Annotated in this window: 20 protein-coding genes, 1 pseudogene and 1 riboswitch; of the genes and pseudogenes, 11 read left to right on the plus strand and 10 right to left on the minus strand. The window is 71.1% G+C overall.

The window, feature by feature from the left end; all coding sequences use genetic code 11:
* Positions 1–237 (minus strand): helix-turn-helix domain-containing protein (locus tag H6A23_RS09745; RefSeq protein WP_204831986.1); only part of this gene is annotated, 237 nt, incomplete at its 3' end.
* 110 nt (positions 238–347) lie between these two features.
* The gene (locus H6A23_RS09750) at positions 348–698 is read right to left on the minus strand and encodes a DUF2200 domain-containing protein (RefSeq protein ID WP_204831987.1); all 351 of its coding nucleotides are present in this window, start codon (positions 696–698) and stop codon (positions 348–350) included.
* Between the two features lie 143 nt (positions 699–841).
* On the opposite strand from H6A23_RS09750, the pseudogene H6A23_RS11740 reads away from it, so the two are divergent.
* Positions 842–1,261: pseudogene (locus tag H6A23_RS11740) on the plus strand (GrpB family protein); the annotation flags it as partial.
* A gap of 157 nt (positions 1,262–1,418) precedes the next feature.
* A complete protein-coding gene (locus H6A23_RS11745) occupies positions 1,419–1,760 on the plus strand; it encodes a cytidine deaminase family protein (protein WP_204831988.1) in 342 nt (113 codons plus the stop codon).
* Here the strand turns inward: H6A23_RS11745 and H6A23_RS09765 are convergent.
* The 4 genes from H6A23_RS09765 to H6A23_RS09780 all read right to left on the minus strand — a co-directional run bounded on the left by H6A23_RS09765 (position 1,757) and on the right by H6A23_RS09780 (position 3,736).
* Entirely contained in the window at positions 1,757–2,293 is a 537-nt protein-coding gene (locus H6A23_RS09765) for an AAA family ATPase (RefSeq protein WP_204831989.1), read from the minus strand. The genes H6A23_RS11745 and H6A23_RS09765 overlap by 4 nt on opposite strands.
* Positions 2,294–2,305: 12 nt before the next feature.
* A complete protein-coding gene (locus H6A23_RS09770) occupies positions 2,306–2,755 on the minus strand; it encodes a zinc ribbon domain-containing protein (RefSeq protein WP_204831990.1) in 450 nt (149 codons plus the stop codon).
* A 193-nt stretch (positions 2,756–2,948) separates the two neighbouring features.
* Positions 2,949–3,521, minus strand: coding sequence for a hypothetical protein (locus H6A23_RS09775; RefSeq protein WP_204831991.1), 573 nt, complete (start codon positions 3,519–3,521; stop codon positions 2,949–2,951).
* Between the two features lie 5 nt (positions 3,522–3,526).
* Complete coding sequence (locus H6A23_RS09780; protein WP_075279683.1) at positions 3,527–3,736, minus strand: helix-turn-helix transcriptional regulator; 210 nt, start codon at positions 3,734–3,736, stop codon at positions 3,527–3,529.
* 195 nt (positions 3,737–3,931) lie between these two features.
* Here H6A23_RS09780 and H6A23_RS09785 point away from each other — a divergent pair, with 195 nt between their 5' ends.
* The 3 genes from H6A23_RS09785 (at position 3,932) to H6A23_RS09795 (ending at position 5,832) form a co-directional block, all read left to right on the plus strand.
* A complete protein-coding gene (locus tag H6A23_RS09785) occupies positions 3,932–4,435 on the plus strand; it encodes a GyrI-like domain-containing protein (protein WP_204831992.1) in 504 nt (167 codons plus the stop codon).
* A 56-nt stretch (positions 4,436–4,491) separates the two neighbouring features.
* A complete protein-coding gene (locus H6A23_RS09790; protein ID WP_204831993.1) occupies positions 4,492–5,019 on the plus strand; it encodes a YcxB family protein in 528 nt (175 codons plus the stop codon).
* Between the two features lie 123 nt (positions 5,020–5,142).
* Positions 5,143–5,832, plus strand: coding sequence for a hypothetical protein (locus tag H6A23_RS09795; protein ID WP_204831994.1), 690 nt, complete (start codon positions 5,143–5,145; stop codon positions 5,830–5,832).
* A 99-nt stretch (positions 5,833–5,931) separates the two neighbouring features.
* On the opposite strand, the gene H6A23_RS09800 is transcribed toward H6A23_RS09795, so the two are convergent.
* Positions 5,932–6,900: a calcium/sodium antiporter gene (locus H6A23_RS09800; RefSeq protein ID WP_204831995.1), complete on the minus strand. Its 969-nt coding sequence runs from the start codon at positions 6,898–6,900 to the stop codon at positions 5,932–5,934.
* Between the two features lie 166 nt (positions 6,901–7,066).
* A riboswitch (guanidine-III (ykkC-III) riboswitch) is annotated at positions 7,067–7,134 on the plus strand.
* Between the two features lie 17 nt (positions 7,135–7,151).
* Here H6A23_RS09800 and H6A23_RS09805 point away from each other — a divergent pair.
* The gene (locus tag H6A23_RS09805) at positions 7,152–7,475 is read left to right on the plus strand and encodes a DMT family transporter (protein WP_075279687.1); all 324 of its coding nucleotides are present in this window, start codon (positions 7,152–7,154) and stop codon (positions 7,473–7,475) included.
* 104 nt (positions 7,476–7,579) lie between these two features.
* Positions 7,580–8,494, plus strand: coding sequence for a ketopantoate reductase family protein (locus H6A23_RS09810; protein WP_204831996.1), 915 nt, complete (start codon positions 7,580–7,582; stop codon positions 8,492–8,494).
* A gap of 269 nt (positions 8,495–8,763) precedes the next feature.
* Here H6A23_RS09810 and H6A23_RS09815 read toward each other — a convergent pair whose 3' ends face one another.
* From H6A23_RS09815 to H6A23_RS09825, 3 genes are all read right to left on the minus strand, one after another.
* The gene (locus H6A23_RS09815) at positions 8,764–9,492 is read right to left on the minus strand and encodes a nitroreductase family protein (protein ID WP_204831997.1); all 729 of its coding nucleotides are present in this window, start codon (positions 9,490–9,492) and stop codon (positions 8,764–8,766) included.
* The gene (locus H6A23_RS09820; protein WP_204831998.1) at positions 9,473–9,904 is read right to left on the minus strand and encodes an ArsR/SmtB family transcription factor; all 432 of its coding nucleotides are present in this window, start codon (positions 9,902–9,904) and stop codon (positions 9,473–9,475) included. The genes H6A23_RS09815 and H6A23_RS09820 overlap by 20 nt, the downstream gene beginning before the upstream one ends.
* Positions 9,905–10,020: 116 nt before the next feature.
* Positions 10,021–13,779 (minus strand): DUF7601 domain-containing protein, encoded by a 3,759-nt coding sequence (locus tag H6A23_RS09825; protein WP_204831999.1) that lies wholly within the window; start codon positions 13,777–13,779, stop codon positions 10,021–10,023.
* Positions 13,780–13,983: 204 nt separating this feature from the next.
* Here H6A23_RS09825 and H6A23_RS09830 point away from each other — a divergent pair, with 204 nt between their 5' ends.
* The 4 genes from H6A23_RS09830 (at position 13,984) to H6A23_RS09845 (ending at position 17,389) form a co-directional block, all read left to right on the plus strand.
* Entirely contained in the window at positions 13,984–14,313 is a 330-nt protein-coding gene (locus tag H6A23_RS09830; RefSeq protein ID WP_204832000.1) for a winged helix-turn-helix domain-containing protein, read from the plus strand.
* Between the two features lie 222 nt (positions 14,314–14,535).
* Positions 14,536–15,009 carry a DUF4430 domain-containing protein gene (locus tag H6A23_RS09835; RefSeq protein ID WP_075279693.1) on the plus strand — a complete coding sequence of 158 codons (474 nt, stop codon included), beginning with the start codon at positions 14,536–14,538 and terminating at the stop codon, positions 15,007–15,009.
* Between the two features lie 8 nt (positions 15,010–15,017).
* Complete coding sequence (locus H6A23_RS09840; RefSeq protein ID WP_204832001.1) at positions 15,018–15,893, plus strand: energy-coupling factor transporter transmembrane component T; 876 nt, start codon at positions 15,018–15,020, stop codon at positions 15,891–15,893.
* Positions 15,890–17,389: an ABC transporter ATP-binding protein gene (locus H6A23_RS09845; protein WP_204832002.1), complete on the plus strand. Its 1,500-nt coding sequence runs from the start codon at positions 15,890–15,892 to the stop codon at positions 17,387–17,389. Before H6A23_RS09840 ends, H6A23_RS09845 begins: the two co-directional genes overlap by 4 nt.
* The last annotated feature ends 1 nt before the right edge of the window (position 17,390 follow it).

The following is a 17,390-nucleotide window of genomic DNA, read 5'->3' on the forward strand; positions in this document are numbered from 1 at the left end:
CATGAGCTCGGAGATGGAGAGCCCGAGCGCGTCTGCGAGCGGCACGAGCAGTGGCACGCTGGGCAGGCTGAGCCCGCGCTCCCACTTTGAGACGGTCTTGTCGCTCACGTAGAGGCGCTCGGCGAGCTGTCGCTGCGTGAGGCCGCGCTCGGCGCGGACGCGGGCGACAAACGCGCCGAGGGTGGCGGCGTCGAGCTGCGGGGCCTTTGGCTCGCGCGGTTCCGGGCTGTCTGTCATGTGGTCTCCTTCCAGGGTCGGAACATGGCCACGATGCTGGCCCGAGGCTCGCGACGCGTCAATCGACCGTTGGGCGAGTTGGCGTCTACCTGCGAAAACGCATGCGGCAGCTACGAGCGCAGGATCTTCTCCATGGCGCGCCCGCGGGCGAGCTCGTCGACGAGCTTGTCGAGGTAGCGGGCGTTCTGCTCCACGGGGTCGGCGATGGCGGCAACGTCCACGCCGCAGACCTTGCCGGTGATGAGCGCCCTGTTGGGGTTGAGCGCCGGCGCCTCCGAGAAGAACGTCTCGTAGTCCACGCCCGCGGCAATCTGGCGCTCCAGGCCGTCGGTGTCGTAGCCGGTGAGCCAGCAGGTCACCTCGTCGACCTCCTCGCGCGTGCGGCCCTTGCGCTCGGCCTTTTGGACGAGCAGCGGGTAGACCTTGGCAAACGACATCTTCGCGATGGGCGCGCGCGGCATGGGGGACTCCTTCGCGTGGCGTGGGCGTGGGCGTGGGACCAGTGTAGCGTGCGGGCGTTGCCGCGGAGGCGGGCGGGGCCTGGAGGAGGCGCATAATTGGCTGCGCGCGGGACTGCGCATCGTCGACAGAGAGAGGTACCCCCATGCCCCAGCACGTCACCGTCGTTGACTACGACCCGTCCTGGCCGCAGCGCTTTTGGGAGGAGCGCGACCGCCTTTGCGGCGCGCTCGGCGAGGCGGCGCTCGCGATCTGGCACATCGGGAGCACGTCGGTGCCGGGGCTAGCCGCCAAGCCGGTCGTGGACGTGCTCGTGGCGGCGCGCGGCCTCGAGGAGGTCGACGCCGCGGAGCCGCGTATGCGCGAGCTGGGCTACGAGTGCCTCGGCGAGTTCGGCATCCCGGGGCGGCGCTACTTTCGCAAGGGTGGCGACGAGCGCACGCACCAGGTCCACGTCTTTGACGCGGGCGACCGGGAGAACGTCATCCGTCACCTTGCGCTCTGCGACTACCTGCGCTCCCACGAGGGCACGCGTGACGAGTACGCCGCCCTCAAGCGCTCCCTCGCGAGGCGCTTTCCGTACGACATCGAGGGATACTGCGACGGCAAGGACCGCTTCGTGCGCGCTGGAGGCTCGGGCGCTCGCGAGCTACGACGACGCGTGGGACCGCCTCTACCTCGCCGCCCGGCGCGTGCAGCGCCCCCGCGAGGTGTCCCCGCTCGTGGAGGCGGGCTCCGTCGCGGCGGCGCTGCTCACGGATGCCGGCAACGTCTACGTGGGCGTCTGCATCGACACGGCGTGCTCGCTCGGGATGTGCGCGGAGCGCTCGGCGATCGCAGCCATGGTCACGGCGGGGGAGTCGCGGATTCGAAGGATCGTCGCCGTCATGCCGGACGGGCGTGCCGGGATGCCGTGCGGGGCGTGCCGCGAGCTCATGATGCAGCTCGACCCCGCGGCGCGGGAGGTCGAGGTGCTTCTCGACTACGAGTCCCGACGCACGACCCGGCTCGGCGAGCTGGTGCCGGGATGGTGGGCGGACGCGCGCATGGCGCCGGAGGCCTAGCGGCCCCGCCGCGCGACGCCCGCGACGAGCTCCGCCACCTCTCGTGGCGTGCGCCCGGTGGTGTCCACGAGCTCGGAGCCGAGCCCTTGGTAGAGCGGCAGGTAGGCGAGGGCGCGCTCCACGGCGCCCGCGTCGCGCAGCCCGGCGGTCACGTCCCTCTCGACGCGTGCGCGCAGCGCCCCCTCGCCTGCCACGAGCGACGTCCAGCGCACCCGCGCACCGCACTCGGCGAGCGGAAGGCGCCCGAGGATCGTCTCGACGATCGCGCGCTCGTGCATCACCCAGCACAGGATCACGTTCTCGTAGGCGCTGCAGCGCAGGAAGTTGCCGAGCGCGTGACAGATGTTGTCGAGCACCACCGCCTTTGTCTCTGGCGTCACCTGGAAGGGGTCCGCCTGCCAGCACCAGTCCCCGTCGAGAAGGACCGAGCGCGGCAGCATGCGGTTGAGCTCGCGGCAGGCCGTCGACTTGCCGACGCCCATCGGCCCGCCGACGAGGTAGAGGGTCTTGCGCGCGGCGATGAGGTGGCTCATCTTCCGCCCGCCCTACGCGTCGCGCCAGCGCTCGAGGGTGGGCAGCACCGCGCCCAGAAGCGACGCGCTCTCGTCCACGGTCCAGCCCATCGCCTCGGCCATGCGCGGCGCGCAGTCCTCGATCATCTCGTCCATCGTGGTCTCGTAGGTGTAGGCGCCGCCGTCGTAGCACCAGCGGCAGAAGTCGGGGTTCTCGGCGCCGTCGGCGTCGTGCCCGAGCTGGTCGGGGCCGGTGAACATCATGCCGCAGCTCTGGCAGTAGTGCTCGGGCATCTCCAGCAGCTCGGTCACGGGGACGCCCAGCTCACGCGCGATGAGCTTGGTCATGTCGACCCCGGGCGTGGTCTCACCGCGCTCCCAGCGACTCACCGCCTGGCGGGTGATGTAGAGCCTGCGCGCCAGCTCCTCCTGGGTGAGCCCGCGCTCGCGGCGCAGGCGGGGCAGCACGTCCTTGATGGCCATGGGGCCTCCCTTCGGCTTGGTTGCTGGCACCAGTATCGCCGCACGAAGGCCCCGGTCCAAGCAACGCTCTGTTGCGCGGCGCTCGGATCTGCCTAGCCCGATTTGCCTAGTCCGACTCCTCGTACGGAACGGGGCGCCGAAGCGTGCGAAAGGATCGGGCCAAGGCGCCCCGGGCCAAGCGCCCGCGCCAGCCCTACTCGAGCCCCGCGTCTCCCTCGGCTCCCGCGTGGAAGCGCGCCCGGTACGAGAGCTTGATGGCGAGCAGCGCCAGCGAGAGAAACACCAGCGTCGCGGCCACGGCCGCCATCGCCTCGAAGCTCACGAGCGCACCGGCGAAGATCGCCACCACGGCGAGCGCGGGGATGGCCCGCACGAACGTCCGCGCCACCTCGCGCTCCATGTGGGCCGTGAGCTCGTCGTTCTCGCGCGCGTAGTAGCGGCGGAGCTCCCGCTCGTCTGCGAGCGCGCGCCTGAGCGCCGTGACTTGGCGGACGCTGACGACGCCCGCGACGCAGAAGAGGCCCATGAGGGCGCCGCTCAGAAAGCTGGACGAGAGCGTGCTGCCGCGCAGGGCGGGCAGGCTCTCGGTCACCGCGAGGACGCTCAGGGCGACGATTGAGGCGCCGATGACTGCCGCCGAGGCGCTCTCGCGGGCCAAGCGGCGCCGCGCGTCGGCGCGCAGCGCGTCGAGGGAGCGGGCGGGCTCGGGGTCCTTCTCGCCGGGGAAGAGGTCGAGGCCGCGGCGCAGGGTGTCAAGCTTGCTCATGCTGATCACAGCTCCTCGTCTATCTCGGAAAAGTCAAAGACCTCCTCGATGGTGAGCCCGAAGTACCGGGCTATCTTGTGGGCGAGCGGAAGCGATGCCGTGTACCTGCCCACCTCGATGGAGGTGATGGTCTGACGCGTGGTGCCCACGGCGTCGGCAAGCTCGGCCTGGGAGAGCCTCCGCTCCCGACGCAGCTCTCTGATCCTCGTTCGCACGGCATCGCCTCCCGGGGTCGTGGATGTGAAGTTGACAAGCGCGCTTTGCAAATCAAGCATAGTACGCTTTGCACAAAATGACAAGTATGCTTTGCATACGCCGGCGAACGGTGACAAAAGCGACGCGGGCGAGAAGGACCTGCAACCCGGGGAGCTGCGCTACCATGGGGGACGACGCACGGAAGGGGAGGTCCCATGGAGTACCGGATTCAGGAGATGCCGGCGTTCAGGTTCGCCGGCGTGGCGGCGCGGGTGCCCATGCAGTTCGAGGGCGAGAACCCGGCGATCGCGCGGCTGGCGGGGAGCATCACGGAGGAGCAGCGCGCCGAGATGCATCGCCTCATGGACCTTGACCCGCGCGAGGTGGTGAACGTCTCGTGGGACTCCGACACTGACTTCCAGCGCGAGGAGGGCGAGCTCACGCACCTGATCGGCGTGCTCACCACGCGTCCCGCGGCCGAGGTCGGCGCGGGGCTCGCGACGCTCGAGGCGGCGGCTGGCACGTGGGCAGTCTTCCCGAGCGACGGCCCCTTCCCCGAGGCCATGCAGCAGGCGACGGCGGACATCTACGGCACGTGGCTCGCGACGGCGCCCTACGAGCTCGACGGCTTCAGGATGTTCTCGTTCAGCCGCGTCCGCGATGACGGCACGGCATACAGCGAGGTCTGGGTGCCCGTCAGGCCCCGCTCCGGTCGGTAGGCGAGGGGCGTAGAGCCCGTGGGCTAAACTATGGCTATCGGTGTCGGGAGGTGTCTATGGTCTCCTATCAGATGGACCTGAACGACGAGCGGCGAGCCGTGGCGATCGAAGTTGCGCTGGAGAGCCCCGGCAACGTGCGCCGGCGTCGCATCGGCGGGCCCGTCCTCGTCGTCCTGGGGGCGCTGCTCGTCGCGATCGGGGCGCTGCTGCTCGGCTCGGGTTCGGACGTCCTCGGCGTCGCCTACCTCGTCCTCGGAGCCGCAGCAATCGTGCTCGGCGCGCGGGCGCGGGCGTTCCAACGCTTCGTGCTCAGGCGCGCGGAGACGTTCGTCGACGATGCCTTCCGCTCGGGGGAGGTTCGCTACTCCTTCGACGAGGACGGCGTGACCGTCGATTCGCAGGTCGGTCACGGCGTGAGCTACTGGCCCTCCTTCACGGAGTGGGGGACCATGGGGGACTACCTCTACCTCAGGCGCGGGGACAACAAGCTGGTGCTCGTGGACGGCGGCGAGCTTGCCCCGGGGGAGCTCGAGGAGGTCAGGGCGCTCGTTGAGCGCCACGTCGTGAACCGCCGGGACGCCTGAGGGCAACCCTTTGCGCGCTCGCCGGCAACGGTCCTTGCAGGGGGGCTCGCGGGACTATAATCCTTCCACCATATTCGGCCATGTGCGCGCCCTGGAGCGAGGCGCTGTGGTTGGGAGGTTGTCATGGAGGGCTTCATCGGCATCGCCGTCGCGGGGATCACGGCCCTTCTCGGTGCGTACATGATCGTGACGGGGGACTGTCGCCTTCTGCATGGCTACCACTACGCCACCATCCCCGAGTCGGAGCGGCCCCGCCTTGCGCGAGAGACGGGGGCCTGGATGGTGGTCCTGGCCGTGGCCATCGCGCTCATGATTCCGAGCTCCCTGCCGGACTGGGCAACGGTCGTGGGCGTGGTTCTGCTCGTGGCGGGGATTGCGGGGACGCTGGTGACCATCGCCCGACACAACGGCGGTCTTGTCACCTCGGCCTCTGGGTCGGGCCTGGTCGGCCTGGGACCGCGCGCCTCGATGGCGGTCTGCGTTGCGGTGGGCGCGCTGCTCTCGCTCATGGGCGTCATACCGGGCGCGCATATGATCGTGACCGGGGACGTGAGCCTGCTGCACGGCTACCACTACGCCAACGTGGCGCCGGCGGATGTTCCGGCGCTCGCGACCGGCGAGGGCCTGGCCATGGTGGGCCTTGGGGCGTCGGCTCTGATCTTCATGATCGGGATAGGCGGGCAGAGTGCGCTCCGATTTGCCTCGCGCTGGGCCAAGGTGCTCATGGTCGCGGGCGGCGCGCTCTTTGCCGCGAGCATCGTGGCCATGCTGCTGCTCATCGTCCACTTCAACGGCTCGCTCATGGGAGCATAGCGCGACGTGACCGCCCGCGGGAGCCTTGTGGGCGGTCACGTCGCCCACGCCGTCCGGGCTCCCTGTGACGGCGATGCGCCTCACGTCCCTCGGCGCCCGCTACCTCAGCACGGACGCCGCGATGTAGGCGGCGTAGAGCACCACGAAGATCACGCCGTTCACGCGGCTCATCTCGTGGCGCCTGCCCACGTAGCAGAAGCCCACGAGCGCAAGCGAGAACGCCGCCACGAGCGCGAGGTCCAGGTTGTATGCCGCGTCATAGGGGATGGACGAGAAGAGAGCGGGCCCGCCCATCACGAGCAGCAGGTTGGCGATGTTGGAGCCGGTGACGTTGCCCACGGCGATGTCGGAGTTGCCGCGCAGCGCGGCCACGACGCTCGTCACGAGCTCGGGCAGGCAGGTTCCGAGCGCCACCACGGTGATGCCGATGACGCGCTCGGAGATGCCGGCGGCGCTGGCGACGAGCGTGGCGTTGTCAACCACGAGGTCGGCGCCCACCTTGAGCATGACGGCGCCCACGACGACGAGCCACACCGCCCAGGCGACGCTCGGCTTCTTCGCGGGGGCCCCTGCCCCGGCGCCCTCCCGCGAGCCCGCGTCCTTCTCGTCCGCGCCCTCCTTCAGGCCCATCTGCGTGGTCTGCACGAGAAACGCCGCGAAGGCCAGGAGCAGCACGACTCCCTCGAACCGCGTGACCTCGCCTCCGGTGTTGGCGAGCAGCGCGAGCAGCGCGCAGGCCGCCACGCTCACCGGGATCTCGAAGCGAATGGTGCCGCGCGAGAGCGCGACGGGGGCGATGACGGCGGAGAGGCCGAGGATGAGCAGCAGGTTGGCGAGGCAGCTGCCCACAACGTTGCCGAAGGCCATGTCGGCGTGGCCCGCGGCGGCCGAGGTGATGCTCACGACGAGCTCGGGCAGGGAGGTTCCGATGGCGACGACGGTGAGCCCCGCCACGCGCTCGGGCATGCCGAAGCGCGCGGCGAGCCGGCACGCGCCGTCCACGAGGAGGTTGGCGCCGCCCACGAGCAGGCCAAAGCCGACGACAATTGCGAGAAGGCTCAGAAGCACGACGATCCTTTCGGGTCGGGGATACCACATCTAGTATTCCTGAGGGAAAACCGCCCAAGATGCGGTCGCCCTCCGACTCCCAAGCGAATCCACAGATGCGCGTCTACGCGCGCTCGCCCGGCGGGCACCGCCAGGCTGCGCCACCTCCACGCGCGCAGCGTGCTACACTGCCCCACGACCCGTGGGGGTCCCTGACGAGGGGCAGCCGTACCAGGAACGCAAAGACGGCGCATCTACCGAAGGAGGCTTTCATGGACTGGGTCGTGCTCGTGTGCTCCGGGATGCTTGAGGCGGTGTGGGCGCTGGCGCTCGACCGCGCGGAGGGCTTCACCAGGCTCCTGCCGTCGGTTGTCTTCGTGGCGGCGCTCGTGGCGAGCATGCTCGGCCTCAGCCATGCCGTGCGCACCATCCCCATCGGGACCGCGTACGCCGTCTGGGTTGGGATCGGGGCGGCGGTCACGGTAGGCTACGGCATCGCCACCGGGGCGGAGCCCTTCTCGTGGGCCAAGGTCCTGCTGCTCGCGGGGCTCGTCGGCTGCGTGGTGGGGCTCAAGCTCGTGGGCGAGTCCCACTAGCTCGGGCAGAGGCCCGAAGACCCTTCTCGCGCTAAACTGTGACAGGGGGACGGAGGTGTGACAAACCCTCCGTCCCCCTGTCACAACGGGGGCAGGAGGCGCGCATGGCAATCGAGAGCGTGGCAATCATCGGGCGCGGCGCGGTGGGGATGCTCTACGGCTCCATCGCCGAGAGGAACCTCGGGCCGGGCGCCGTCGAGTTCGTGATGGACGACGAGCGCTTTGCCCGTCACGCGGGGGAGGTGCCGACCGTCAACGGGGAGCCGCTGCGCGTGCGCACCCTTGCCGCGAGCGAGGCCGACCCCGTCGACCTGGTGATCCTCGCCACCAAGGCGACCGGCCTCGACCGGGCGCTCGACACCATGGAGCGGCTCGTGGGCCCGCGCACGGCAATCGCTTCGCTGCTCAACGGCATCACGAGCGAGGAGCGCGTGGCGGAGCGCTTTGGCTGGGGGCGCACCGTGCTCTCTGTCGCGCAGGGCATGGACGCCGTCTTCATCGGCGGCGAGATGACCTACACGCATCCCGGTGAGATCCGCTTCGGAGCCGCCCCGGGGACGGACCCGGGCGTGGTGGACGACGTCGCGGACCTCTACGGGCGCGCCGGCATCCCGCACGTGGTCGAGGAGGGCATCCGCCGCCGCATGTGGGTGAAGCTCATGCTCAACGTCGGGATAAACCAGACCTGCATGGCCTTCGGTGGCACGTACGGGACCGCGAGCGAGCCGGGAAGCGAGCAGAACCGCTGCTTCGTCGCCGCCATGCGCGAGGCGCTGGCCGTGGCGCGCGCCGAGGGGGTCGACGTCACGGAGGCCGACCTCGTGCAGATGGCCGACCTCGTCGCGGGCCTCGAGCCCGACGGCCTGCCGTCCATGGCGCAGGACCGCATCAACTGCAAGCCGACCGAGGTGGAGGAGTTCTCCGGCACCGTCATCCGGCTCGCCGAGAGGCACGGCATCCTCGTCCCCACCAACCGCTGGCTCTACGGGCGCATCCACGAGATCGAGGCTGGCTTCTAGCCAGAGGGCCGCCGCGTTCTTCTCGCCAGGCGTTGGCTCGGGTGGGCAACTTCGGCGGCACCTCGAAATTAACGCACACAGTTTGTTTTCGTTTCATATATATGCAGTTGGCAAAAAAGGCAAAAGTCAAACTTTGCGCGTTATTTCCAGCGAGAAGAGCGAGAAGAGCGAGAAAAGCCGCGCTGCCCGCCAGGGACCCGACGTGTCGCAAAGTGGCACCGATGGGCGTCTGCGGCCCGCGCCCCGGAGGGTCCGTGCGCGGCGCCCCGCTACCGCTCGAACGCCCAGTCACGCGAGACCGCATTGGCGCCCAGCTCGAAGTGCAGGCGGGCGATGCCGAGGTCGACCCTCCCGCAGGAGAGCGCGGGCAGCGCGCGGGCGCGCACCGTGCGTCCGTCCTCGAGCAGCTCGAAGCGGAAGCGCTGCTGGTTCAGGGCCGTCGGGGCCAGGCGGGCGGCCTCGACGCCCGCGGTGAACCACGCGGGCGCCTCGCCGCTCACGCGGCAGAGCCGCTCGACCGGCTTGACCGGGTGCGCGGAGCCCGGCTTCTCGCCGAATCCCAGCGCCACGGCCAGCGCGTACTTCTCGCCCGCCCCCACGCGAGCGGGGCTCCTCCTGCGGTCGTAGGTGAGCGCCACCCAGCAGGAGTCCACGCCCAGGGCGCGCGCCAGCAGCACGACCTTCTCGCCGGCGTAGCCCACGGCCTCGTCCAGCCCGGGGCCGGCCGGGCCCACGAGGGCGAGGTGGTTGCGCACGTTGCGGAAGCTGCCATAGTGGGCGAGCGTGCCGTCGAAGGCGCCCGGGGTGTCGAGGCAGAGCTGCATGCTGAGACCCGCGCGCTCGTTCTCCGCCGCCATCTGGGCCTCCAGGGCCTCGCGCACCGCGCCCTCGATCGGGCGGTCGGTGAAGGCGCGCACGGAGTGGCGACTGCGCATGAGCTCGGCGAGGGCGTCGGCGTCGAGCGCGGCGACGCGGGCGTCAAAGGGAGTCGTGGTCATCTGGGCGTTCCTCTCGGTCGGATACGTCTTTTCCGTCTCGGCGGGAGCATCCCTCTCCGCGCGCCTCGAGCGCCACCATGGCGCGAACGAAGCGCTCCGCGTCGCTCGTCACGCGCGCGAGCTCGCCCCAGCGGTCGAGCCGGGTGCTCGCGTGGTAGAAGCTGCGCGTCCCCACCCGGTAGCTCTCCACCAGCCCGGCCTCGCGCAGGACCTTGAGGTGGTGGGAGGTCGCGGGGCGCGAGAGCCCCGCGCGCTCGGCGAGCTCGCCCACGCGGGCCCCGCCGTGGCTCTCGAGCAGCGCCATGAAGATGAGCTGGCGGTTCTCGTTGCCCAACGCCACAAGCAGGTCGCGGCACGAGTCAAACTCGCGCGCGAGGTCGCGCATGGAGCGGGCGATGAGCTCCTGGTCCACACTGCCCCCCAACGGTTCGCAAGGCCGAACGGATGTCGTGAGGGATTATCCCCGCGGCCGGACCGTGCGTAACCATCGGTAAAGAAAGGCGAGACGAACGGCGCGGGGTGGCGGACTCAGCGCCCTCCGCGTCTTCTGACAATCGCGATGCCGGAGGCCGCAAGCGCCGTCCCGCACGCCCCCGCGGCGAGAAGGACCGCAAGGGAGCTCGTTGCGTCGCCGGACTCGGGGAGGGGCTCGGCGTCCGTCTGGCCGTCGGTCACCTCGCCCGCGGGGGTGGGCGTCGGATCGGGCTCCGGGCCCGGCGTCGGATCGGGGCCGGGGTCGGGCCCGGGCGCTGGCTCTGAGCCCCTCTCGCGCACGTGAACGAAGTAGGCGGCGCTCACGGCGTCCCCGCCCGCAATGGCGCCCTCGGCGGAGGTCGCCTCCCTGCCCGAGGCCACCTCCTCGGCGCTCCCCGCGTAGATGGCGTATCCGTCGGCAATGAGCGCGTCGGCGTCAACCTCGCTCACCGCGTAGGAGGCCCCCTCGGGGAGCCCGGAGACGAGCACGCCCGAACCGCCCGTGAGTCCCTCGACGCGGGCCACGCCGTCGGTCCCTCCCCCCACGCGCGAGAACACGATTCGCTCCTCACTGACCTGGTCTCCCGCGCGGCGCGTCGCCTCGAAGGCGAGCGCGTCCTCGTCGGGGTGCGCCGCGAAGAGGCCTCGCACGACCACCTCGAACGAGACCGCGCGGTCGGGCTCGGCGTCGTTGCCGGCCATCACGCTGGCGATCCCCAGGTCGCCCGCGCTCCACGCGTTGGTGAAGGAGGCGAGCGCCTCCCCATCAGCCTCGACCGCTCCCTCGCCGCCCGTTTGCAGGGAGAGGTAACCGGAGCCCGAGTAGTCGTCCTCCCGCACGAGGTAGCGCGTCCCGGCGGGAAGCCCCTCGACCACGAGCTCCTGGCCGCCAGCGAGCCTTGCCGAGAAGGACCCGTCCCCGTCGAGCGCGGCCGTCGCAGCGGAGTCGCCCACGCGATAGGTGACCTGGCCGGAGAGGGGCTCCCCGTCCTCGTCCCTGAGCGTGACGGAGAAGGAGAAGCTCGCTCCCGCCGGCCCGCCGTCGACGTCCTTGCGAACGCGCAGAGACCCCGTCCTGACCCCAAGGGGCACGACGAGCGCGCCGTTGTTCCCGAGGCTCGACACGAGGTGGACGCCCCCGGACTCGGGGGCCTCCACGGAGAGGCGCTCCACGTAGGGCGCGCTCGCGGTGGCGTTGGGGTCCTTGCCCACGGACCCGAGGGCCTCCGCGGCGATGCGGCGCGGGGTCCCGGCGAGCGCGACGCACTGCCCGTTCCTGACGGCAAAGTGCCTCGGGGCGTCCTCGTCGTCGACCGCCATCACATAGGGGGCGTACGCCCGCTCGACGCGTGCCGGGACCGTGTCGTCGGGGGAGGGGAAGCTCGCCGAGTACACGGTCCTCTCGAAATAGTACGTCCTGCCGGCCACGGGCATCGTGGCGAGCGGGACGTAGGCGTCGCCCCGGCGCTCGAACAGGGGCGTGTCCCTCGTGAAGGCGTAGTAGGGGTTGGCCTGGGACGCCCAGGCGCCTCCCGTCGCGCCCGCCTCGGCGGAGTCTCCCGACCCAGTGAACGCGCTCGCATAGACGAGACGGCCCGCGAGCCCGTTGCTCGCTGAGCTCTCGCCGAGCGCGCCCTCGAGCTCCGCGTCGCTCACGACCTCGCCGGCCTCCATGCGCTTGAGCAGCGTCGAGAGGGCGGGCGTCGGCTCCACCTGGTAGGCGAGGCGGATCGGGGTGGTCTCGAGCGCGTGGTCGAGACTCATGGTGGCGGAGCCGTCCTCCCGCACGCTCACGTCTGCGCGCAGGGCGGGCACGGCCTCCACGGGGACGGAGAGCAGGAGCTCCTGGCGACCCGTCGCGAGGTCGGTCTCCACCATCACGACGAAGTCGTACAGGGTGACGTCGCCGCCGTCGTACTGGCTTCGGTAGTTGCCGATATAGAAGTAGGTCTCGCAGACCGCGGCGGCACCCGCCGCCTGGGCGGCCTCGATGCGGGCGCGCACGTTCTCGGGGGCGCGATCCTTCCAGTCTCCGTCCGTCGCGGCGTCGACCTCCTCCTGCGTGGCGAAGGTGTACGAGCGGCCCTGCGAGGGGACCATCCCGTGCGCCCCGTTGACGTACCAGGAGGCGTGGTTGGAGAAGTCGTCGTCACTCGCATAGGAGAACTGCCCGTCGGCGAGGGCCTGGTAGAAGAGGTCGTACGTCTCGTTGCCCAGTCCGTAGCGCGCGTTCATGGCCTCCACGAGGTAGCTGAACTCGTGGGTGGCGTCGGGGTGGTAGGGGTCCTCCAGGCTGATCTTCACCGCCTGCGCGGCGAGCGCGCCGCTGAGCAGGTGAGAGCCGTAAACGATGCCGTCAACGCGCGCGACCCGCATGCCCGCGCCCACCCGGTCGGAGAGCTGGACGCGGCTGCCGCCCGGCATGTCCTCGTCCGGCCCTCCCGAGGCAGGAGCGGCGTACGAGATGCCGAGCGAGCGACCCACCGCCGAGCCGAGCGCCCAGGTGAGCGCCCGGGCGCTGCGGGCGGGAAGGTAGTCGTCGACGGGGGAGAGCGCGAGCGGGTCACCTGCCGGGACCAGGCCGTCCTTTGTGGGGAGCGTCACGCTTGCGGCGACAAGCCCGCCCGCGCCCGAGCCAAAGAGGTCGAGCGTCACGCTCTGCTCGCCCGCGGCTGCCGCGGCCGCGTATGCCTGGGCCGCGCCCCTGAGGTTGTCGCGCAGGTCCTGGCCGGCGGCCGTCCCCGAGCCCGGCAGCTCGTGGGCCGCCTGCTCGAGCGGGGTCTCCAGCAGGTAGGCCGCCGTCTCGCTCGTGTCGAGGCCAACGGTGTAGAGGCTGAGCTCGCCTCCGGCGCCGCCCCAGGCATCGCTCACGCGGCCCGCCTCGTAGCGCATGGTGAGCAGCGTGGCGAGGAGCGCGTCGGTGCCGTAGCCGGTCTGCCGGCTCCCGGGGAGGGGCCCGAGAAACCCGGTGCCGTCCCCCTCGTAGGAGGGAGGGTCGAAGAGGCTCGTGCTCGCCATGGGCGGCGTCTCGATCCCCATGGCAACGAGGACCGGCTCGCGCGACCCGGAGCCCTGGTCCCCGGCCGCGCCGACGAGCTCGTCCGCGGCGACGTGCACGGCCCGCTGCAGGTAGGATCCGCTGCCGAGCGCGGCGTTCTCGGTGCCCGAGCCGCTCATCGAGGAGGCGACGACCTCAAGCGACCCGGGGGCGCCGCCCGTCCCCGGGGAGAAGCGCACGTAGTGTCCCTCTGCGTCGGGCTCGTAGACGTCAAGCGGCATGAGGGTGACGACGTCGGAGCTGTATCCGACCACGCCGACGCGCGTCGGGACGGGCGCCCCGTCGTTTTGCTCCATGAGGCGCGCGATGGAGGCGTTGAGCGCGTCGGCGAGGTAGGCCGCCTGGGGCCGCCCGCCGTAGGGCAGGTCGGAGAGGACGCGGTTCGTGCTCACGACGAAGATGACGTCATGGGCGGGACCGCCCTCCTCGCGAACGGAGACGGCTGAAGAGAGCGCAGAGAGTCCCACCACGAATCCGTGCTGCTCGTCCTCGAGCGTGACGTCGAGCCCGGCGTTGCGGGCCTCCTGGGAGCTCGCGTAGACGGACTTGTCGACCCAGATGCGTCCCGCCTGGTCGGTTGAGTAGCCCCCTTCGGATCCGTCCCCGAAGACCGAGGTCCACCGAGAGGAGGTGTCCGGGTCGACGACCTTGGAGACGGGCTGGCCCAGGGCGTGGCGGGGGCCGAGGCAAGCGAGGAGGGCTGCGAGCGCCACGCTGGCGAGAAGGGCTGAGGTGCGGCGGGGGTTGCGCGACATGTGGGCTCGATTCTGTGGGAGGGGGCACAAATGCCCCTTCTCTACCCGCATGGGATGTGGTTCATTCATGAGGAGGGAGACGGGCCCGCCGACGGTGCCGGCGGCTCGGCGGCTCGTCCGCGACCCCTAACCCCGGCGCGCCGGCAGGCGCACCTCGAAGACCGACCCCCTGCCCGGCGTGCTCTGCACGTCGATTGAGCCGCGGTGCAGCTCGACGATGCGCGCGGCGAGCGCCGGCTCGAGGTGGGCCGCGTGGTGCTCGACGCCGATGCGCTCGTGGTGGTGCGCGGCACCGAGGAGGTCCGCCTGCCGCCCAAGGAGTTCCGGCTGCTCCAGTTCCTCCTGCAGAGCCCGGGGCGCACCTACACGCGCATGCAGCTTCTTGACGAGATATGGGGCTGGGACACCGAGGGCGCCGAGCGCACCGTGGACGTGCACGTCAACCGCCTGCGCACGCGCTTCGCGGGCTGGGGGGAGTTCTCCATCGAGACGATCCGCGGCCTGGGGTACCGGGCCGTGGTGCCGGGGGAGTGAGCCCCGCGGCCCGCCGCGCTTCTCGTCGGTCCAAGCTGCTACACTGAGGTCCCCAACCGCATAGAGGGCACGGTTCGAAGAGCTGCTACGCCTAGTAGATGAAAAAAGGATTCCGGTTTGACTCCGGATCAGCACACGGCTGTGTCGAGGAAGGCGACCGCGCGGGTCGTCGGTCCTGCCTTGCCCTCACGACGCCCCCCAAGGGGGAGAGAGCGAGGCATCATGTCCAAGAAGAACAGCACTGTCGAGAAGAACCTGCTCACGCGCCTCGGCGCCGCCTTCGCGGCGCTCGTGCTTGCCGTGGGCCTGGCCGCGTGCGGCGCCGCGCCTGCCACGGACGGCTCCGCGGCCTCCGGCGCAGATGAGTCCCAGGAGCAGCAGGCAACCATCTCCGTCACCGTGGAGATTGACGCCACGGCTGGCGAGGGCGGGTCGACCACCGCTGACGTCGACCTTCCCGAGGGAGCCACGGTCTACGACGCGCTGGTCGCAACCGGCGCCGACGTCAATGCCACCGACTCCGACTACGGCATGTACGTCCAGGGCATCAACGGCCTCGCCGGAGGGGACTTCGGCGACATGAGCGGCTGGATGTTCGAGGTCAACGGCGAGATGGCCGAGGTCGGCTGCTCCCAGTACGAGCTCAAGGCCGGCGACGTGGTGACCTGGACCTACGTGACCGAGTTCACCGAGTAGCCCCTGCGATGGCGCGTCCGCGCTCCACAGCCTTCGACGCCTGCCACGCGGCCGTCCCCGCGATGCTCTTTGCGGGGGTGGCCGTGCTCTCGATGCTGGCGGTCCATCCCGTCCTCGTGACGCTCTCGCTTTCGGGCGCGCTGGCCTTCTCGCTGGTCGCCCGAGGCGCGGCGGCCACGGTGCGCGGGCTCGCCTGGCAGCTGCCGCTGCTCGTGCTCGTGTGCCTGCTCAACCCGTTCTTCTCGGCCTCCGGGTCCACGCTGCTCCTCAAGGTGGGGCCTCGGAGCGTCTACCTGGAGAGCCTTGCGTACGGCGCCACGATGGGGGCCCTTCTGGTCGCGACGGTCCTGTGGTTCGAGGACGCCGCGGCGGTTCTCACGCAGGATCGCCTGCTCGCGCTCGCAGGTAGGCGCGCTCGCTCGGTGCCGCTCGTGGCGTCCATGGCGGCCCAGCTCGTGCCGCAGATGCTGGGCAGGGCTCGCTCGGTGCGCGCGGCGGCGCGCGCCTGCACGGCGGCGGGCCCGCGCCCGCCCGCGCGCGACGAGCTGCTCCGCACGTCGACGATGCTGCTCTCCTGGTCGCTCGAGGACTCCCTCGAGCGGGCTGACGCCATGCGGGCGCGGGGCTGGGAGTCCGGCAGCCCGCGGACGCGCTACCGGCCCGAGCGGTTCCGCGCGCGCGATGCCGTGGCGGCCGCGGGGATCGCGGCTCTTCTCGCCCTGGGCGCGGCGGGCGCGTGGGCGGCCTGCTCCTCCTGGGAGTTCTACCCGAGGATGTCCGGGCTCGCTCTCTGGTGGTGCTACCTGCCGTTTGCCTTGCTCGCCCTGCTGCCCGCCGTCGCGGAGCTTGCGGCGAGGTGGGCCGAGCGAGGGGAGGCGGGATGAGCGCGCTCGAGTTCCGCGACGTGACGTTCTCGTACCCCGGCGGCGCGGACGTCCTGCGCGGCATCTCCCTCGATGTGCCCGAGGGCGCCTTTGCCCTGCTCGTTGGCGCAACGGGGTCAGGAAAGTCCACGATGCTGCGTCTCGTCAAGCCTGAGATCGCCCCTGCCGGCGAGCTCTCCGGCGCGGTGCGCGCCTTCGGGGAGGACGTGCGCTCGCTGGGGCCGCTCGCCTCCGCGCGCGCCGTGGGCTACGTCTTCCAGAGCCCGGACGCGCAGGTCGTCTGCGAGACCGTCTGGCACGAGATGGCCTTCGGCCTGGAGAACCTCGGAGTCCCCGAGCCGGAGACGCGCCGGCGCGTGGCGGAGACATGCTCGTTCTTTGGCATGGGGCCGTGGTTCCGCGAGCGCACGGCGGAGCTCTCCGGCGGGCAGCGCCAGCTTCTCGCCCTCGCATCGACGCTCGCCATGCGGCCGCGCCTGCTTCTGCTTGACGAGCCTACGAGCATGCTCGACCCCCTTGCCGAGAAGGACTTCCTCGCGATGCTCTTCCGCGTGAACCGCGAGCTGGGCGTCACCGTGGTGGTGGCCACCCACGCGCCCGAGGCGATGCTTGACTACGCGACGTGCGCGTTCGAGCTCGCGGAGGGGCGCGTGCGGGAGGTCCCGCTGGAGGAGGTGGCTCGTCCCGAGCCGCTGCGCGCCGCCCCACGTCAAGTCCGCCCACGGGGTCCTGACGCTCCCGGCGCAGGGTGCGGGGCAGGGAGCGCCAAAAGCCCGCGGGCAGATTCGCTGCAAGGGGGATGCGCGCCCGACGGGCCCTCGGGAGGGCGCTTCGAAGAGAGGGGCCTGATCGTCGCAGACGACCTCTGGTTCCGCTATGACCGCGACGGACGGTGGGTCCTGCGCGAGCTGGACCTCGATCTGGGCGCGGGCGAGGTTCGTGCCGTAGTGGGCGCCAACGGGTGCGGCAAGTCGACGCTGCTTGCGGCGATGGCGGGGGTCGTGCGCCCTCGGCGGGGGCGGGTGCGCAACGCCGCCGCGACGAGCCAGGCGCTGCTGCCGCAAAGCCCCAAGGCGCTCCTCTCCCGCGAGACGGTGCGCGACGAGCTCATGGAGTGGTCGCATGCTGGCGGGTATGGCGCGCGGGAGGTGGGGGCGTCCCTCGCCGAGCTCGGTCTCGACGTCGCCGCCGACCGGCATCCCTACGACCTCTCCGGAGGCCAGCAGCAGCTGCTCGCGCTGGAGAAGCTGCTGCTCGTGCGCCCGCGCCTGCTGCTGCTCGACGAGCCGACCAAGGGGCTCGACCGCCCGGCGCGCGAGCGGGTGGCTGCCCGCGTGGCCCGGGCGCGCGCCGAGGGCGCCACGGTCCTTCTCGCCACGCACGACATGGCCTTCGTGCGCGCCGTGGCGGACCGCGTCTCCCTCATGTTTGACGGCGGCATCGCCGTGACCGAACCCACCGAGGAGTTCTTCAAAAACTCCTGGCTGTATCGCTGAA

The sequence above is a fragment of the Olsenella uli genome, from assembly GCF_016900775.1.
GTDB classification, from domain to species: Bacteria; Actinomycetota; Coriobacteriia; order Coriobacteriales; family Atopobiaceae; genus Thermophilibacter; species Thermophilibacter uli_A.